Origin of the sequence: Roseateles sp. DAIF2, assembly GCF_015624425.1 — a bacterium.
Taxonomy (GTDB): Bacteria; Pseudomonadota; Gammaproteobacteria; order Burkholderiales; family Burkholderiaceae_C; genus Kinneretia.
In genome coordinates, this window is sequence record NZ_CP049919.1 from 2,878,264 (window position 1) to 2,896,154 (window position 17,891).

The 17,891-nt window shown below is 67.6% G+C and carries 14 protein-coding genes; 12 read left to right on the plus strand and 2 right to left on the minus strand.

Annotated elements, in window-relative coordinates; all coding sequences use genetic code 11:
• The first annotated feature begins 343 nt into the window (after window positions 1-343).
• The 3 genes from G8A07_RS13095 to G8A07_RS13105 are packed head-to-tail and all read left to right on the plus strand — an operon-like array spanning window position 344 to window position 3,342.
• A complete protein-coding gene (locus G8A07_RS13095; RefSeq protein ID WP_195797408.1) occupies window positions 344-1,300 on the plus strand; it encodes a glycosyltransferase in 957 nt (318 codons plus the stop codon).
• 12 nt (window positions 1,301-1,312) lie between these two features.
• The gene (locus tag G8A07_RS13100; protein ID WP_195797409.1) at window positions 1,313-1,972 is read left to right on the plus strand and encodes an acyltransferase; all 660 of its coding nucleotides are present in this window, start codon (window positions 1,313-1,315) and stop codon (window positions 1,970-1,972) included.
• Window positions 1,969-3,342 (plus strand): bifunctional 2-polyprenyl-6-hydroxyphenol methylase/3-demethylubiquinol 3-O-methyltransferase UbiG, encoded by a 1,374-nt coding sequence (locus G8A07_RS13105; protein WP_195797410.1) that lies wholly within the window; start codon window positions 1,969-1,971, stop codon window positions 3,340-3,342. Before G8A07_RS13100 ends, G8A07_RS13105 begins: the two co-directional genes overlap by 4 nt.
• 4 nt (window positions 3,343-3,346) lie before the next feature.
• On the opposite strand, the gene G8A07_RS13110 is transcribed toward G8A07_RS13105, so the two are convergent.
• On the minus strand, window positions 3,347-3,994 hold the full coding sequence (locus tag G8A07_RS13110; protein WP_195797411.1) for a GntR family transcriptional regulator: 648 nt from the start codon (window positions 3,992-3,994) through the stop codon (window positions 3,347-3,349).
• Between the two features lie 141 nt (window positions 3,995-4,135).
• Between G8A07_RS13110 and scpA the strand changes: the two genes are divergently transcribed.
• From scpA to G8A07_RS13145, 7 genes are all read left to right on the plus strand, one after another.
• On the plus strand, window positions 4,136-6,304 hold the full coding sequence (scpA, locus tag G8A07_RS13115) for a methylmalonyl-CoA mutase (RefSeq protein ID WP_195797412.1): 2,169 nt from the start codon (window positions 4,136-4,138) through the stop codon (window positions 6,302-6,304).
• Entirely contained in the window at window positions 6,304-6,747 is a 444-nt protein-coding gene (locus tag G8A07_RS13120; RefSeq protein WP_249937323.1) for a GNAT family N-acetyltransferase, read from the plus strand. The genes scpA and G8A07_RS13120 overlap by 1 nt, the downstream gene beginning before the upstream one ends.
• A complete protein-coding gene (gene meaB, locus G8A07_RS13125; protein WP_195797413.1) occupies window positions 6,744-7,757 on the plus strand; it encodes a methylmalonyl Co-A mutase-associated GTPase MeaB in 1,014 nt (337 codons plus the stop codon). The genes G8A07_RS13120 and meaB overlap by 4 nt, the downstream gene beginning before the upstream one ends.
• On the plus strand, window positions 7,750-9,282 hold the full coding sequence (locus tag G8A07_RS13130; RefSeq protein ID WP_195797414.1) for an acyl-CoA carboxylase subunit beta: 1,533 nt from the start codon (window positions 7,750-7,752) through the stop codon (window positions 9,280-9,282). The genes meaB and G8A07_RS13130 overlap by 8 nt, the downstream gene beginning before the upstream one ends.
• Window positions 9,283-9,388: 106 nt before the next feature.
• On the plus strand, window positions 9,389-10,501 hold the full coding sequence (locus tag G8A07_RS13135) for a hypothetical protein (RefSeq protein ID WP_195797415.1): 1,113 nt from the start codon (window positions 9,389-9,391) through the stop codon (window positions 10,499-10,501).
• Window positions 10,502-10,700: 199 nt separating this feature from the next.
• Window positions 10,701-12,749, plus strand: a complete 2,049-nt coding sequence (locus G8A07_RS13140; protein WP_195797416.1) for an acetyl/propionyl/methylcrotonyl-CoA carboxylase subunit alpha — start codon at window positions 10,701-10,703, stop codon at window positions 12,747-12,749.
• Between the two features lie 134 nt (window positions 12,750-12,883).
• The gene (locus G8A07_RS13145; protein WP_195797417.1) at window positions 12,884-13,348 is read left to right on the plus strand and encodes a VOC family protein; all 465 of its coding nucleotides are present in this window, start codon (window positions 12,884-12,886) and stop codon (window positions 13,346-13,348) included.
• Between the two features lie 31 nt (window positions 13,349-13,379).
• Here G8A07_RS13145 and G8A07_RS27885 read toward each other — a convergent pair whose 3' ends face one another.
• Entirely contained in the window at window positions 13,380-15,692 is a 2,313-nt protein-coding gene (locus G8A07_RS27885; RefSeq protein ID WP_249937324.1) for a TIGR03790 family protein, read from the minus strand.
• Window positions 15,693-15,974: 282 nt separating this feature from the next.
• Here G8A07_RS27885 and G8A07_RS13155 point away from each other — a divergent pair, with 282 nt between their 5' ends.
• Entirely contained in the window at window positions 15,975-16,943 is a 969-nt protein-coding gene (locus tag G8A07_RS13155; RefSeq protein ID WP_195797418.1) for a tripartite tricarboxylate transporter substrate binding protein, read from the plus strand.
• Window positions 16,944-16,970: 27 nt separating this feature from the next.
• The gene (locus tag G8A07_RS13160) at window positions 16,971-17,891 is read left to right on the plus strand and encodes a LysR family transcriptional regulator (protein ID WP_195797419.1); all 921 of its coding nucleotides are present in this window, start codon (window positions 16,971-16,973) and stop codon (window positions 17,889-17,891) included.

Below are 17,891 nucleotides of genomic sequence, written 5' to 3' on the forward strand. Positions count from 1 at the left end.
CCGACAAAAGCCTTGCACTTGGATCGTTTTTTCGGTGTCTGCGCGCCAAACTTGAGGCGCGGCAGGGGATGGCACCCGGCGCCGCGGGGCGACAGGCGGACGGCGGCGCTGGGGGCTGCCACCGGGTCATGGCTGGAAATCCTGCCCGGGCGGAACTGCCGGGCGGTGGGGAAGGCTCATGCCAAATCCATCACGGCTGAATGATGGCGGGATGCTAGGGGCGGGGCGCTATCGGCAATCGCGGCAAAAACTGGAGCATTTGTTGCCTAATTAATTTATGGGCCGACACATGCGGGCTGTGTAATGCGGCATCGCCCAGTCCAAGGGATGCGAGCGTTCGCCCATGCAAATCACCACCCTGATCCCCGCCTACAAGACCAAATACATGGCGGAGCTGCTGACCGGGCTGCGCACCCAGTCGCGCCTCTGCGACCGCATCATCGTCTCCGACGACAGCCCGAACGGCGAGTTCGGCGAGCTGCTGGCCTCGCCGGCGATGGCCCGGCTGCGCGGCCGCCTGCCGATCGAGCTGGTGCGCGGGCCGCGCGCCGGCGCCTACGAGAATTTCAAGCACCTGATCCGGCTCTGGGGCGGCAGTACCGAGCTGGGCCATCTGCTGCTGGATGACGACATCCTCTACCCGGACTTCTTCGACCGGCACCTGGAAGCCCATGCGCGCGGCCGCTTCGGCGCCAGCATCAGTGCGCGCTGGAACGCCAACGAACAGGGTCAGCCGATCGAGGGCATGCCGATCCCGCCGGGCGTCTGGCGTGCCGAGCAGCGCATGCTGGCGCTGGATGCCAGCGCGATGTTCGCCAGCACCGTGCCGCTGTGCCAGAACTGGTTCGGCGAGTTCTCCAACTGCCTGTTCCGCCGCGAGCATGCGGAGCTGCTGTTCACGCATGAGTTTGCCGGCGTCTCCTACGCGGGGCTGTGGGACCTGGGCTTCTTCCTGGATGTCAGCCTGCGCGAGCCGGTGGCCTATCTGCAGGAGCGGCTGGGCGCTTTCCGCACCGGTGGCGAGGGCCATTCGGCCCAGTTCTTCGGCAAACACATGAAGGCCGCGCACCTGGGCTATGCGGCGCTGGCGCGCGGCGCCCACAAGCTGGGCCGGCTGGATGAGGCGGCGGCGCGCCAGTGTTATCAGGGCATCGCGCTGGCGCTGCAGCAGCGCTATGCCGAGCAGCCCGACATGGTGCCCTTCGCGGGCCTGCTGGCGCGGCTGGCGGGCGGCGATGCCGAGGCCGGGCCGCTGTTCGAGGCGGCCTGGGGCGATTTCCTGCGCCTGCACCAGTTCTGAGGCGGGCCTGGCATGCAACAACGTTTCGAACGCCTGCGCGCCGCGATCGGCCGCAGCAACCCCTTTGAGCTGGACCATTGGGTGCGGCTGCTGCTGGTGCACTACTTCTTCCATGTCTCGGACCGCACGCGCATCGAGATCTTCGGCGAGGGCCAGCGTCTGCTGAACCTGCTGACGCCGACCCATTTCAAGGGCCAGGGTCGGCTGCGGCTGGCGAGCACGGCGGTGTTCGGCGTGCCACGCTCGCCGGGCAGCTACGGCGCCAGCTATGTCGAGGCGCGCACGCCGGACTCGCTGATCGAGATCGGGCCGGACACGGTGTTCAACAACCGCTGCGTGCTGATCTCCGAGGGCGCGGCGATCCGTTTCGGCGCGCGCTGCCTGATCGGGCCGGAGCTGCATGTGATGGACAGCAACTCGCACGACCTGGTGCTCGAGCGGCGCCGCCAGCCCGATCCGCGGCCGGCGGCGGTGGAGATCGGCGACGATGTCTTCATCGGTTCGCGCGTCACGATCCTGAAGGGCGCGAAGATCGGCGCCGGCTCGGTGATCGCGGCCGGCGCGGTCGTGCCGCCCGGCTTCGAGGCGCCGCCCCTGAGCATCATTGCCGGCAACCCGGCGGCCGTGATCGGCCGCGCGAAGACGCAGCAAGAGGAAGGCAAGTCTGCATGAACCCGATCCATCAGATTCCGGTCGTCGCGGTGTCCTACAACGCGCCGCACCTGCTGCGCGGGCTGCTGAGCTCGCTGCGGCGCTTCTACCCGAACCCGGTGCATGTGGTGGACGGTTCCGAGCCGGGGCCGGCGGCCGAGATTGCGGCCCTGGTGGCGGACTTCGAGAACGTCCAGCTGCATGCGATGGGCTACAACATCCACCATGGCCCCGGCATGGCCTGGGCGATCCAGCACCTGGGCCTGCAGGGCCGGGTGCTGTTCATGGACACCGACATCGTGGTGCTGCGCGACGGCTTCCTGGAGTCGCTGGCCGAGCAGCTGGGCCCCGAGGACTATGGCGCCGGCGGCGTGGCCTATGTGAACCGCGAGGGCTTCGACATCCCTTATGGCTATGGCGCGGTCGACTATCTGCATCCGCCCTGCATGCTGTGCAATGTCGAGGTGATGCGGCAATGGCCGCTGCCGATCAAGCATGGCGCGCCAATGGTGGCCCCGATGCTGGCCCTGCACGACGCGGGCCGCTCCGAGCTGCTGCGCAATGTGGACTGGGCCAAGAACGATGTGCTGATGGGCACGCAGAAGGTCTATGTCGACCATATCGGCATGGGCACCAGCCAGGCCACCGGCGGCTACCACCTGGAAGAATGGATGGCCGAGGTGCAGGCCAGGCAGGCCGCCGGCCAGCCCGCGCCGCCGGCTCGCGCGCCCGAGGCGCCGCCGCAGGGCCACAACCCGGACCTGCATGCGTTGATGCCGGCCACGGCCCGCGCGGTGCTGGAGGTGGGCTGCAACACCGGGGCCCTGGCCCATGTGGTGAAGCGCGAACGGCCGGACTGCCATTACCTCGGCCTGGAGCTGGACCCCAAGGCCGCCGAAATCGCGCGGCGCTACTGCGACGGCGTGGTCGCGCTGGACATCGAGGGTGGCAGCGCGAGCCTGTTCGATGAGTACCGCGACCGCGACTGCTGGGTGTTCGGCGATGTGCTGGAGCATCTGCGCGACCCCTGGAAGGTGCTGTCGCGCATCCGCAAGGTGATCCCGGCCCATGGCTGCGTGGTCGCCAGCGTGCCGAATGCGCAGCATTGGAGCCTGCAGGCGCGGCTGGCGCTGGGCGAGTTCCGCTACGAGGACACCGGCCTGCTGGACCGCACCCATTTGCGCTGGTTCACCCGCGTGACCCTGTTCGAGCTGTTCCAGTCGGCGGGCTTCCGCATCGAGGCCGGGCTGCCGCGCGTGTTCGACGAGCCGGCGCGCGAGCAGGTGTTGCCGGCGATCCGCGCGATGGCGATCGCGCTGGGCCGCGATCCGGAGGGGGCGGTGCGGGACGCGCTGCCGATGCAGTACGTGGTGCGCGCCGTCCCCGCCTGACGCTTCACTCGCCGGGCGTCGCTGCGCTCAGGCCATTCTCGAAATGCTCGCGCACCAGGCGCGCGGCGCTCTCGGCGTCGCGGCGGGCCAGCGCGGCCATCATCGCGCGGTGCTCGGCCAGCGACTCGGCCAGCCGGCCCTGCTTGAACAGCGAGTGGTGGCGGTTCAGCTTCATCACGCGGCGCAGGTCGGTGACGATCTGCTGGCGCCAGCGGTTGGCCTCGATCTCCAGGAGGCGCAGATGAAAGCGCTCATTGGTCGCGAAGAAGGCGTCGCGCTGCGCCACCTGGGTCTCCAGCTGCTCGTGCAGGGCCTGCAGCTCGGCCAGCTCGGTCGCGCTGGCGCGCTCGGCCACCCGGGCCGCGGCGTCGCTCTCCAGCAGGGCCAGCAGCTGGTAGGCCTCGCGCACATCGCGCTCGCTCATTTCGGTGACATAGGCGCCGCGCCGCACCTTCATCGTCACCAGGCCCTCGACCGCCAGCACCTTCAGCGCCTCGCGCAGCGGCGTGCGGCTGATGCCCAGCTCGGCGCAGAGCTTGAGCTCGTCGATCCAGCTGCCCGGCTCCAGCTCGCGGCCGAAGATCTGCTGGCGCAGGCGCTCGGCCACCTCCTGGTAGAGGGCGCGGGGAGCGAGCGGGGCGGTCAGGGTCATGGAGGAAGAAAGAAGCGGGCGGGGCGAAGGCGGGCGAATGGCGGCTCGAGGCCGATGGCGGATCAGATTCTAGTCAGCTTTGAATTCATAATTATGAATCACGAGTCCGGTATGATGCCCGGATCGCAGGAGCCGTCAACCATGTCCGAGTCCAAGAATCCGTCCGAGTTCGCCGCCGCCAGCCTGGAGCAATGGCACAAGGCCGCCGCCAAGTCGGCGCCGGGCGGCGATGTGGCCGCGCTGAACTGGGTGACGCCCGAGGGCCTGACGGTCAAGCCGCTCTATACCGCGGCCGACACCGCGGGCCTGCCGCATGCCGACACCCTGCCGGGCTTCGAGCCCTTCCTGCGCGGCCCGCAGGCGACCATGTACGCGGTGAGGCCCTGGACCATCCGCCAGTACGCCGGCTTCTCGACCGCCGAGGAAAGCAATGCCTTCTATCGCAAGGCGCTGGCCGCCGGCGGGCAGGGCGTGTCGGTGGCCTTCGACCTGGCCACGCACCGCGGCTACGACAGCGACCATCCGCGGGTGACCGGCGATGTCGGCAAGGCCGGCGTCGCGATCGACTCGGTGGAGGACATGAAGATCCTGTTCGACGGCATCCCGCTGGACAAGGTCAGCGTCTCGATGACGATGAATGGCGCGGTGCTGCCGGTGCTGGCCGGCTATGTGGTGGCGGCGGAAGAGCAGGGCGTGTCGCAGGACAAGCTGAGCGGGACCATCCAGAACGACATCCTGAAGGAGTTCATGGTCCGCAACACCTATATCTACCCGCCCGAGCCCTCGATGCGCATCATTGGCGACATCATCGGCTACACCGCGCGGAACATGCCGAAGTTCAACTCGATCTCGATCTCCGGCTATCACATGCAGGAAGCGGGCGCGAACCAGGCGCTGGAGCTGGCCTTCACCCTGGCCGATGGCAAGGAATATGTGAAGACGGCGATCGCCTCGGGGCTGGACGTGGACGAGTTCGCCGGGCGCCTCTCCTTCTTCTGGGCCGTCGGCATGAACTTCTATCTGGAGATCGCCAAGATGCGGGCCGCGCGCCTGCTCTGGTGCCGGATCATGAAGGGCTTCGACGCCAAGAACCCGAAGAGCCTGATGCTGCGCACCCATTCGCAGACCTCGGGCTGGAGCCTGACCGAGCAGGATCCCTACAATAATGTGGTGCGCACCACCATCGAGGCCATGGCCGCGGTGTTCGGCGGCACGCAGAGCCTGCACACCAACTCGCTGGACGAGGCGATCGCGCTGCCCACCGAGTTCAGCGCCCGCATCGCGCGCAACACCCAGCTGATCATCCAGGAAGAGACCCACATCACCAATGTCGTCGACCCCTGGGCCGGTAGCTACCTGATGGAGAGCCTGACCCAGCAGATGGCCGACAAGGCCTGGGCGCTGATCGAGGAGGTCGACGCGATGGGCGGCATGACCAAGGCGGTGGACAGCGGCTGGGCCAAGCTGAAGATCGAGGCCAGCGCGGCCGAGAAGCAGGCGCGCATCGACAGCGGCAAGGACGTGATCGTCGGCGTCAACAAATACAAGCTCGCCAAGCAGGACCCGATCGAGATCCTGGACGTGGACAACGTCAAGGTGCGGGACAGCCAGATCGCGCGCTTGAATGAGATCAAGGCCAAGCGGGATGCTGCGGCGGTCCAGGCCGCGCTGGCTGCGCTGACCGAGGCCGCACGCAGCGGCGAAGGCAATCTGCTGGATCTGGCGATCAAGGCGATCCGCCTGCGCGCCACGGTCGGCGAGGTGTCCGACGCGCTGGAGCAGGTGTTCGGCCGGCATCGCGCCGACACGCAGAAGGTCACCGGCGTCTACGCCGCGGCCTACGACAGCGCCGAGGGCTGGGCCAAGCTGCAGGACGAGATCAAGGCCTTTGCGGAGGAGCAGGGTCGCCGCCCGCGCGTGATGATCGCCAAACTGGGCCAGGACGGCCATGACCGCGGTGCCAAGGTGGTGGCGACCGCCTATGCCGACCTGGGCTTCGACGTCGACATGGGCCCGCTGTTCCAGACCCCCGAGGAATGCGCACGCCAGGCGATCGAGAACGATGTGCACGCGGTGGGCGTCTCGACCCTGGCCGCCGGCCACAAGACCCTGGTGCCGGCCATCCTGAAGGCGCTGAAGGAGCAGGGCGCGGATGACATCATCGTCTTCGTCGGCGGCGTGATCCCGCAGCAGGACTACGAGTTCCTCTATGAGTCCGGCGTCAAGGGCATCTACGGCCCCGGCACGCCGATCCCGGCCAGCGCCAAGGACGTGCTGGAGCAGATCCGCAAGTCGGTGGTGGCGGTCTGATGACGCCGGTCCAGCTGGCGCTGACGCCGGTCGCGGCCGGGGACTTCGAGGCCATGGTCGCCCTGCGCATCGCGGCGCTGCGCGAGAGCCTGGAGCGGCTGGGCCGCTTCGATGCGCAGCGCGCCCGCGAGCGCCTGGCCGCACAGTTCGAGCCGGCGGCGATGCGGCATATCGAGCGTGACGGCGAGCGCATCGGTTTCGTGACCCTGAAGCCCGCGGCCGATGGTTCGGTCAAGCTGGAACATCTCTACATCCTGCCGGGCCATCAGGGCGAGGGCATTGGTGCCTGGGCGCTGGACTGGGTCAAGCGCCAGGGGCAAGACGTGACCCTGTCGGCGCTGAAGCTCAGCGACGCGAACCGCTTTTACCTGCGCCATGGCTTCACCGCGGTTGGCGAGAGCGAGTTCGACATCGACTACCGCTGGAAGGCATCCCAGGCATGAACCTGGCCGCCGCCATCACCGGAAGCCCCGGCCCGGCCCAGCGACGCGCGATGGCCAAGGCCATCACCCTGCTGGAATCGACTCGGGCCGACCACCGCGCCCAGGCCGATGCACTGCTGACCGAGCTGCTGCCGCGCAGCGGCCGCTCGCTGCGCCTGGGCATCTCCGGCGTGCCGGGCGTGGGCAAGAGCACTTTCATCGAGGCCCTGGGCCTGGCCCTGATCGAGGCCGGGCATCGCGTCGCGGTGCTGGCGGTCGACCCCAGCAGCAGCGTCTCGGGCGGCTCGATCCTGGGCGACAAGACGCGCATGGAGCGCCTGTCGATGGACGAGCGCGCCTATATCCGCCCCAGCCCCAGCAGCGGGACCCTGGGCGGCGTGGCCGAGAAGACGCGCGAGGCGATGCTGGTCTGCGAGGCGGCCGGCTACGACCTGGTGATCGTCGAGACGGTCGGCGTCGGCCAGAGCGAGACCGCGGTGGCGGGCATGACGGACATGTACTGCCTCCTGCAGCTGCCCAATGCCGGCGACGACCTGCAGGCGATCAAGAAGGGCGTGATGGAGCTGGCCGACCTGGTCGTGATCAACAAGGCCGACCTGGATGCCGCCGCCGCGACGCGCGCGCAGGCGCAGATCGCTTCGTCCCTGCGCCTGTACGGGCTGCACGGCCATCCCGAGCATGCGCATCACGACCAGGCGATCTGGCATCCGAAGGTGATCCAGCTCTCGGCGCTGAAGGCCGATGGCATCGAACGCTTCTGGGCCGAGGTCGAGGCCTTCCGGTCCGTGCAGCAGGCCAACGGCCGCTTCGCCGCCAAGCGCCAGGCCCAGGCCCAGGCCTGGATGTGGGAGCGCATCCATGCCGGCCTGCGCGAACAGTTTTCCCGCGCGCCCGCGGTGCGCGCCGTGCTGGCCGAGACGACGGCCCAGGTATTGAATGGCTCGCTGGCGGCCTCGACCGCTGCCCGCCTGCTTCTCAGCAAATTCTCCGGAGACGAACACCATGCATGACATCCAGCAGATGCTCGAAGACAAGCGCGCCAAGGCGCGGCTGGGCGGCGGCGAGAAGCGCATCGCGGCCCAGCATGCCAAGGGCAAGCTGACCGCGCGCGAGCGGCTCGAACTGCTGTTCGACGAGGGCTCCTTCGAGGAATGGGACATGTTCGTCGAGCACCGCTGCGTGGACTTCGGCATGGAGGACAACAAGATCCCGGGCGACGGCGTCGTCACCGGCTACGGCCTGATCAACGGCCGCATCGCCTTCGCCTTCAGCCAGGACTTCACCGTCTTCGGCGGCGCGCTCAGCGAGGCCCATGCCGAGAAAATCTGCAAGGTGATGGACCAGGCGATGAAGGTCGGCGCCCCGGTGATCGGCCTGAACGACTCGGGCGGCGCGCGAATCCAGGAAGGCGTGGCGTCTCTCGGCGGCTATGCCGACGTGTTCCAGCGCAATGTGATGGCCTCGGGCGTGATCCCGCAGATCAGCATGATCATGGGCCCCTGTGCCGGCGGCGCGGTCTACTCGCCGGCGATGACCGACTTCATCTTCATGGTGAAGGACTCGTCCTATATGTTCGTCACCGGCCCCGAGGTGGTGAAGACCGTGACGCATGAGGAGGTCACGGCCGAGGAGCTGGGGGGCGCGTCCACCCACACGGGAAAAAGCGGCGTCGCGGACCTGGCCTTCGAGAACGATGTCGAGGCGATCCTGATGCTGCGGCGCTTCTTCAACTACCTGCCGCTGAACAACCGCGAAAAAGCGCCGACGCGCCCGAGCGGCGACCCCGGCAGCCGCCTGGACCTGTCGCTGGACACCCTGGTGCCGGACAACCCGAACAAGCCTTACGACATGAAGGAGCTGATCCTGAAGGTCGTCGATGACGGTGACTTCTTCGAGCTGCAGCCCGACTACGCCAAGAACATCCTGACCGGCTTCGCCCGCATGGAGGGCCAGACGGTGGGCATCGTCGCCAACCAGCCGCTGGTGCTGGCCGGCTGCCTGGACATCAAGAGCAGCATCAAGGCGGCGCGCTTCGTGCGCTTCTGCGACGCCTTCAACATCCCGGTGATCACCTTCGTCGACGTGCCCGGCTTCATGCCCGGCACCTCGCAGGAGTACGGCGGCATCATCAAGCATGGCGCCAAGCTGCTCTATGCCTATGCCGAATGCACGGTGCCCAAGGTGACCGTGATCACCCGCAAGGCCTACGGCGGCGCCTACGACGTGATGAGCTCCAAGCATCTGCGCGGCGATGTCAACTTCGCCTGGCCGAATGCGGAGATCGCGGTGATGGGCGCCAAGGGCGCGGTGGAGATCATCTTCCGAGAGGACAAGGGCGATCCAGCCAAGCTGGCTGCCAAGGAGGCCGAGTACAAGGCCCGCTTCGCCAACCCCTTCGTCGCCGGCGCGCGCGGCTTCATCGATGACGTGATCCAGCCGCATGAGACCAGGAAGCGCATCTGCCGCTCGCTGGTGATGCTGAAGGACAAGAAGCTGGACAACCCGTGGCGCAAGCACGGCAATATCCCGCTCTGAGATCCGACCTGGGAGCAACACCATGATGTCAGCACCGAAGCTTTTTGCCGTCTCCATATTAACCTGGCGTCGTGCGCTCGGCCTGGCAGTCGTAGTGCTCGGCGCGGTGACGTCGGCGCAGGCGGGCACGATCAAGGATGCAGGCAGCGGATGCGCCGTCGTCGCGCAGGGCTATCTGGCGAGCAACGACTACTTGTTCCAGTACCAGGGCGCCTGCAAGAACGGCCTGGCGGAGGGCAAGGGGCGCGCGGCCTGGACTCTGCGCCATGCCCCTAGCAAGCAGGTTGTCTGGGAAGGGCGATTCAGCGGCGGCGTCTATCTGCCGGCGCCGGATGCCGGCCTGAGCGCACGCGAATGGGGGCGTGACGCCGCGCTGTTCGATCTCGGCCCCTTGCCCGCGCTCGACGGCCTGCCCGCGACGCGGCTCAAGGTGGATGCGCGCGGCGACCTGACCGATCATCCCGACCCCTGCCAGCCGCGCACGCTCTGGGTCGTCAACGCGCCGATGGCCGCGATGGCGGAGGAGCGCAATGCCGAGGCCCTGCTGCGCTCGGCGGTCGACAAGCTGAAGGCGCGCTGCGGGAGCGAGTTGGGCCGCAAGGGCGACCCGACGCGCTCGGAATCGCAGCGCCAGCGCCTGAGCGTGCGCAGCGTGTTTACGCCCGATCTCGAAACCGACCGCTTCGGCAACCCGATCAGCGTGGTGGCCGAGGCCCATGTGTCAACGGTCGCCGGCGAGGCCCTACAGCATTACACGAACAGCGCCGCGCTGCAGCAGCGCCAGCAGCAGGCCAAGCAGCAGCGACAGGGCGAGCAGGAGGGTAATCAGCGCCGCCTGCGCGGCTTCTTCCAGCAGCACCAGGCCCAGGGTTGGGCCAGCCTGAGCGACATCGCGCAGAACCCGTTCCGCTACGAGGGGCGGGTGGTGGTGACGCAGGTGCAGCTCGAAGAGGTGCTGAGCGCCAAGCAGGCCACGGTGAGCGCGCGCGACACCGGTCATCGCTATGGATCCGTCTATGCCGTGCTGGACGGCGAGGGCCTGGCCCAGTGGAAGCCCGGCGCCCGATTGCTGGCGGTGCGCGTGCAGGGGCGGCGCGGCGAGCAGCCCTTCAAGGATGCCGCCCAGCTGCAGCTAGTGGCCGCCCAGGCCTGCGCGGAAGCGGATTGCGGCGATTGGCTGCGCCTGCCGACACCGTTAAGCGATGGGCAGATCCCGTGACCGAAGGTATAGCACCCATGTCCAAGAACTTGTTGACCTCAAGCAGCCGTGCCGCGGTCATTGCCGGAGCCCCTCATGTTTAAGAAGATTCTCATCGCCAACCGGGGTGCTCGCGCCACAGGCGCGGTCGCGTCAGCGACAAATTGCATGGTGACCGGCGCAGCCGGGCATGCAGGCGAGTTCACCCCGGGAGCCAAGAATGTTTAAGAAGATCCTCATCGCCAACCGGGGTGAAATCGCCTGCCGCGTCATCAAGACCGCCCGGAAGATGGGCATCAAGACGGTGGCCGTCTATTCCGAGGCCGACAAGGACGCCCGCCATGTCGAGCTGGCCGACGAGGCCGTGCTGCTGGGACCGGCGCCCTCGCGCGAGTCCTATCTGGTGGCCGACAAGATCATCGCCGCCGCCAAGAGCACCGACGCCGAGGCCATCCACCCGGGCTACGGCTTCCTGTCCGAGAACGAGGACTTCGCACGCCGCGTCGAAGAGGAGGGGCTGATCTTCATCGGCCCCAAGCACTACAGCATTGCGGCGATGGGCGACAAGATCGCCTCGAAGAAGCTGGCCAACGAGGCCAAGGTCAACACCATCCCGGGTCACAACGAGCCGATCCTGACGCCCGAGGCGGCCGTCGAGATCGCCCAGGGCATCGGCTACCCGGTGATGATCAAGGCCAGCGCCGGCGGCGGCGGCAAGGGCCTGCGCGTAGCCTTCAACGACAAGGAGTGCTTCGAGGGTTTCAGCAGCTGCCGCAACGAGGCCAGGAACAGCTTCGGCGACGACCGCGTCTTCATGGAGAAGTTCGTCGAGGAGCCGCGCCATATCGAGATCCAGGTGCTGGGCGATGGCCAGGGCAATGTGGTCTACCTGTGGGAGCGTGAATGCTCGATCCAGCGCCGCCACCAGAAGGTGATCGAGGAGGCGCCCAGCCCCTTCATCTCCGAGGCGACCCGGCAGGCCATGGGCGAGCAGGCGGTGGCGCTGGCCAAGGCCGTGAAGTACCAGAGCGCCGGCACGGTGGAGTTCGTGGTCGGAAAGGATCAGGGCTTCTACTTTCTGGAGATGAACACCCGGCTGCAGGTGGAGCATCCAGTGACCGAATGCATCACCGGGCTGGACCTGGTCGAGCAGATGATCCGCGTCGCCGCGGGCGAGGCGCTGTCCTTCAAGCAGCAGGACATCAAGCGCGAGGGCTGGGCGATCGAGTGCCGCATCAATGCCGAGGATCCCTTCCGCAACTTCCTGCCCTCGACCGGCCGCCTGGTGAAGTACCAGCCGCCCGAGACCTCGATGGAGCAGGGCGCGCCCGAACGGCGCTTCGGCGTGCGCGTCGATACCGGCGTCTACGAGGGCGGTGAGATCCCGATGTTCTATGACTCGATGATCGCCAAGCTGATCGTGCACGGCCAGGACCGCGCCGAGGCGATCGCCAAGATGCGCGAGGCGCTGAACGGCTTCGTGATCCGCGGCATCTCCAGCAACATCCCCTTTCAGTCGGCCCTGCTGGCGCATCCGGACTTCGGCTCGGGCAATTTCAACACCGGCTTCATCGCCCAGCATTACGCCGGTGGCTTCAAGGCCGAGGATGTGCCGCATGACGATCCGGACTTCCTGGTCGCGCTGGCCGGCTTCATCCGCCGCAAGGCGCGCGAGCGCGAGGCCGGCATCACCGGCCAGTTGCCCGGCCATGAGGTGAAGATCGGGCACGACTATGTGGCCCTGGTCCATGAGGGCGGCGGCAAGAGCAGCCGCCATGCGTTGCATATCGACGAGTTCGTCGGTCACCTGGGCGAGGCCCAGGTCCGCGTCGGCGAGCGCAGCTACCGCATCGTCAGCGCCTCGCGCCTGAACGACATCCGCATCGCCGGCACGGTCAACGGCCGGCCCTTCACCGCCCAGGCCGAGCGCGGTACGCCGAAGAACCCACTGGCCTACCGTATCCAGCACAACGGCCGCGCGATCGAGGTGACCGTGCTGTCGCCGCGCGCCGCCGAGCTGCAGACCCTGATGCCCTACAAGGCGCCGCCCGATACCAGCAAGCAGCTGCTGTCGCCGATGCCGGGCCTGCTGGTCCAGGTCGCGGTGCAGCCGGGCCAGTTGGTGCAGGCCGGCGAGCGCCTGGCGGTGATCGAGGCGATGAAGATGGAAAACATCCTGACCGCCGAGCGCGATGTGAAGGTCGCCGAGGTGCTGGCGAAGACGGGCGAGAGCCTGTCGGTGGATCAGCCGATCCTGAGATTTGAATAGCCCACCCCCTACCGGCTTTGCCGGCCCCCTCAAGGGGGCGCGCCCGCAGGCCCGGCATAGCCGGATCCTCGGGCGCCGCTGAGTTGCGACCTCGGCCCGCTAGCTTTGGACTGTCTGCTCAAGCAAGGAATGAAATGACAAACAAGCCCTACAAGATCCTCGGCATCCAGCAGATCGCGATCGGCGGTCCCGACAAGCAGGCCCTGCGCAAGCTGTGGGTCGATGTGCTGGGCCTCGAAGTCACCGGCAACTTCGTCTCCGAGCGCGAAAACGTCGACGAGGACATCTGCGCGATCGGCAGCGGGCCGCACAAGGTCGAGATCGATCTGATGCAGCCGCTGGATCCCGAGAAGAAGCCGGCCGTGCATGCCACGCCGCTGAACCATGTGGGCCTGTGGGTGGACGACCTGCCCAGGGCGGTCGAGTGGATGACGGCCCACGGCGTGCGTTTCGCGCCGGGTGGCATCCGCAAGGGCGCGGCCGGCTACGACATCTGCTTCATCCATCCGAAGAGCAACGACGAGTTCCCGATCGGGGGCGAGGGCGTGCTGATCGAGCTGGTGCAGGCGCCGCCGGAGGTGGTGGCGGCGCTGGCTTGACAGCTCTTGAGAACCGGTCGCTGCCCCCGAGTCAGGGGCGGCCCGATGGCAGTTCCAGCAAGGGAGCGAAAGGGGCGGCGAGCGGCTCGCCGACAAACACCCCCTGGCCCGGCCAGGCGACGCTCTTCCAATAGGCCTCCAAGGCCGTGGCGCCCTGCATATAGCTGCGCGTCAGCAGACGCGGATGGGGGAACTTGGCGTTGTAATTGCAGGGCTCGGTGACCGTCCCATAGCTCGCAGTGGCACCGGACTCGATCCATTCGAGCGCGCTCATCTGTCCGCTGCCCGGCGCCGCATCCAGCCGGCCGCCGAACGAGGTCAGGTGATCGGCTAGGGCTCCGGGGCGCCATTGAACTTGGTTCAGGCCGTCCACGCGAGTGAGACCGGTCTGGTAGATCAGCACCTCGGAAATCGGCGCCTGGGTGTAGCCGCTGTTCAGGCTTTCGCGTTGGACCGTCAGCCCCCAGGGGCCGATGGGGCCCGCTGCTGGGAAATCGCCCTGGCGTACATTGCGAAAACCATCCCAGGTCTTGATGAAGTAGGCCTTGGCCGAGGGCAGGTGGTCGGCGGGCATGCTCTGGTCGGCCGCGATGCCGCGATCGATCAATGCCTTGGCGCTCTCGATGCTGCGGGCCGCGATCAGCATGCTGGGCCGCTGGCCGATGTCGGTGAACGGCATGGCACCGGTGTAGCTGAAGTAGGGCGATGCCTTGCTCACCGTGCAGGCATGCGGGCTGCTGCAGATCTCGGGCTGAAAGCCCATGGTCAGGGCCGAGGTGATTGAGTTGCATTCGACCGCATAGGGCTTGACCCATGCCAGCGCCAGGCCCTGAACCGTGTCGGGCAGGCGGCTTCTCAGCTCGGAGGCCAGGGCTTCGAAGCTGGCCCGGCTGATCGTCGTCGTGGTCGGCAAGCCGACCCGGACGATGTTGGCCTCGGGTATGCCTCGGCGGCTGGCGTAGTACTCGCCGACGCTGACCGAATAGGGGTCGTTGGTGTTGATGACCAGACCCAGTCCTTCCGCCGTGATCCGCCCTACGGCAGGGCTGGCCGAAGCCAGCGCGGCGTAATGGGAGACGATGGCCTGGATCTCCGGTGTCTCCGGGTCGTCAGTGCTGACCGCATGGTTCTTGGCGGATACCGCCACCACATGGCCGCTGCTCGTGTCCAGCGTGAGGTCGATGTCGCTCAGATGGCTGGCGTGATGGCCCGCCGAGGTAACGGGAACGGGGCGTCCGGCGCGGTTGTTGACGTTGCACGAGTAGGCCAGGTGAGTACCTCCGGAGACTACCAGGTCGATTTCGGGATCCAATCGGCCGACGATATCCACGATCGGGCCGGAGAGTCCGTTGCAGGCATTGCTTGAACCACCGCCGGCGACAAGCCCGCCCTCATGGACGAGCAGGACGATGCTCTTGACTCCCTGGGCCAGGATGCCGGGCACCAGGGCGTTGGCCGTTTCGGCCTCGTCCCAGAACTCCAGACCGGCCATGCCGGTGTCCGGCACATGGGCCGGGGTGCTCCGGCGAGCGATGCCGATCACGGCGATCTTGTGACCCATGAATTCCTTGTAGCCTACGGCGGGCAGCCAGGGCTTATGACTGGTGGTGTCGATGACGTTGGCGGCCAGAAGCTGGAAGGCGGCACCGGCGAACTGGCCATCGGGACGCCGGTCGGCCGACCGGCCCCGTCCGGAGAAGCCGCTGCTCGGGTGGTTGCCGCCCTGTTGTAGCCGCAGTAGCTCGTCCCGACCTCCGTCGTACTCGTGAACGCCGGTGACGGCAAAGTCGATGCCGATGCGATTCATCACCTCGATGGTCGGCTCGTCCCTGAACAGGGCCGAGCTCAAGGGGCTGGCGCCGAACAGATCTCCCGCGGAGACGACTGCGTGCAGCGGGTTGGCGGCTTTCAAGGCTCGAATTCGGCTTGCCAGGCGAGCCGCGCCGGGGTTGCTTGCCGCGCCTTCTCCGGCCTTGATCGCCCCATGGAAATCGTTGAAGGCGATCAGCTTGACCATCAGTCGGTTGCCGACGCCCGATGCCTGCGCCGCGCTCATCAGTCGATCGCGCTCATCAAGGCTGATCAGACTGTCCTTCAGCAGGCCGTTGAAAACCTTACCGGCATGGTCCAGGAATGCCTGCTGGCTGCCCCAAGGCTGCTCGTCGTCAAGCAGGTCATCGATGGTGCATTTGCCATCGACCGCCCGGTTGTGGATGGCGGAGTCGTAGGTGCCAAACCGAACGGTCGGCGAGCCGTCCGGCGTCGCGCAATCGGCTGCAGCGCGGATCGGCAGGAGGGCTGCCAGCAGAAGGGCCGCGCAGGCAAGAGACTTGTTGTTGGGCATGGAGCTTCGGCGGATGATGTCGAAGCGCTTCAGCTTAGTGTCGGGCGATGACGCGCCGCCCAGCGGCCGAGGTGCCGCCGATGAGTCGAAGGAGCTACCGGCGGCGGCTGGCTGCGCTCATGCCGGGCCTGAGCTCGTCTCGGCGGGATTCTGCCGCAGTTGGGTGATATTTCGCGTGCCGCGAAGGCTCTGTTTGTATTTGTCGGAGAATGCATGTCTCCACGAAGACTACAGTGCGGCATGAATCCCCATCAAGCCTCCTTTCTGCGACGCCGTCCGCTGATGCAGCGGCTGCTAATGATGACCCTGGGCCTGGCGCTGATCGGCGGCCAGCCCGCGCTGGCGACGCCGGACAAGCGCTGGCCGCAGCGCCCGCTGACCTGGATCGTGCCCTTTCCGGCCGGCAGCGCCACCGACCAGCTGGCCCGCGTGGTGGCCGAGCATGTGGGCAAGGCCGCCGGCCAGTCCATCGTGGTCGACAACAAGCCCGGCGCAAACGGCACCCTGGGTACCGGCCAGGCCGCCAAGGCCTCAGCCGACGGCTACAGCTTCCTGATCGCCACCAGCACCACGCATGCGGCCAACGCTTCGCTGTACCGCCGCCTGCCCTACGACCCGATCAAGGACTTCGTGCCGGTGACCCGCCTGGGCGAGATCCCCTTCATCATGCTGGTCAACCCGGCGGTGCCGGCCGACACGGCCGACAAGCTGGTGGCCCATATCAAGGCCAATCCGGACAAGCTGGCCTGGGGCTCGGGCTCCAGCGGCAGCCTGATTCCCGGCCATGCCTTCGTGCATGCCCACAAGCTGGCGATGATCCATGTGCCCTACAAGGGCGTGCAGCCGGCGATGACGGATGCGATCGGCGGCCAGATCCAGCTGGTGTTCGGCGACCTGGCCTCCGGCGTGCCCCAAGTCAAGGCCGGCAAGCTGCGCGCGCTGGCCGTGACCTCGGCCAAGCCCCATCCGATGCTGCCGGGCGTGCCGCCGATGACCCAGGGCGCCGCGCCGGGCTTCGAGATGACCGCCTGGTTCGCGATGTACGCGCCCGCCGGCACGCCCGAGCCGATGGTCGCGAAGATGAACCAATGGGTGCGCGCGGCGCTGAGCGACAAGGGCGTGCAGGCCAGGCTGGCGCCCTCGGGCTTCGAGCTGACGCCCAGCACGCCGGCCGAACTGGGCGTCTATGCCGCCAAGGAAACGGTCAAATGGGCCAAGGCGGTGCAGGCCGCCGGCATTGCGCCCGAGTAAAAAAGCACCAAGCTACCGCCACCTCCAATGCGCCTGGACCTGACCACCCTGAACCTCGTGCTGGCGATCGAGCAGAACCGCTCGATCACCCGCGGGGCGGAGCGTGAGCATCTGGCGCTGGCGGCGGCGAGCAAGCGCCTGTCGGACCTGGAGGCGCGCCTGGGCGTGCAGCTGTTCGAGCGCCGCGCGCGCGGCGTCGAGCCGACCGAGGCCTGCCGCGCCCTGGTGCGCCATATCCGCTCCCTGCATGCCTCGCTGCATGCGCTGGAGAGCGAGGTGATGGAGTTCGCGCGCGGCATCAAGGGCCATCTGCGCATCGTCGCCAATGCCGGCTCGATCGCCGAATGCCTGCCACCGGATCTGGCCGCCTTCAGCCAGGCCCATCCGCAGATCCGCATCAGCCTGGAAGACCTGACCAGCGCCGAGGCGCAGGCGGCCGTCGCCGAGGGCAGGGCGGATGTGGCGGTGTTCACCCCGCCGCTGCTGGACAACCGGCTGCAGACCTGGACCTACCGGGCAGCGCGCCTGGCGGTGCTGGTGCCGCGCCAGCATGCGTTGGCGCGCCAGGCCGCGGTCAGCTTTGATGCGCTGCTGGACTACGATCTGATCGGCCTGCATGCCGGCGCCAGCGCCCAGGAGCTGATGCGCGAACAGGCGCTGGCGCGCGGCCGCACGCTGAACGCGCGGCTGCAGGTGCGCGGCTTCGATGCGATCGCCCAACTGGTCGAAGCTGGCCTGGGCGTGGCGGTGCTGCCGCAGGCGCCGGCCGAGCGCTTCGCCAAGGTGTTCGCGGTGAAGATGCTGCGCCTGGATGAAGCCTGGGCGCAGCGCGACTATGTTCTGGGTGTGGCGCGCGCCGAGCGCCTGCCCACCGTCGTGCAACGTTTCGTCGACGCGCTATGCCCGGCGAGCAGGAACGACGATCCAATGATGAAGACCAAGAGGTAA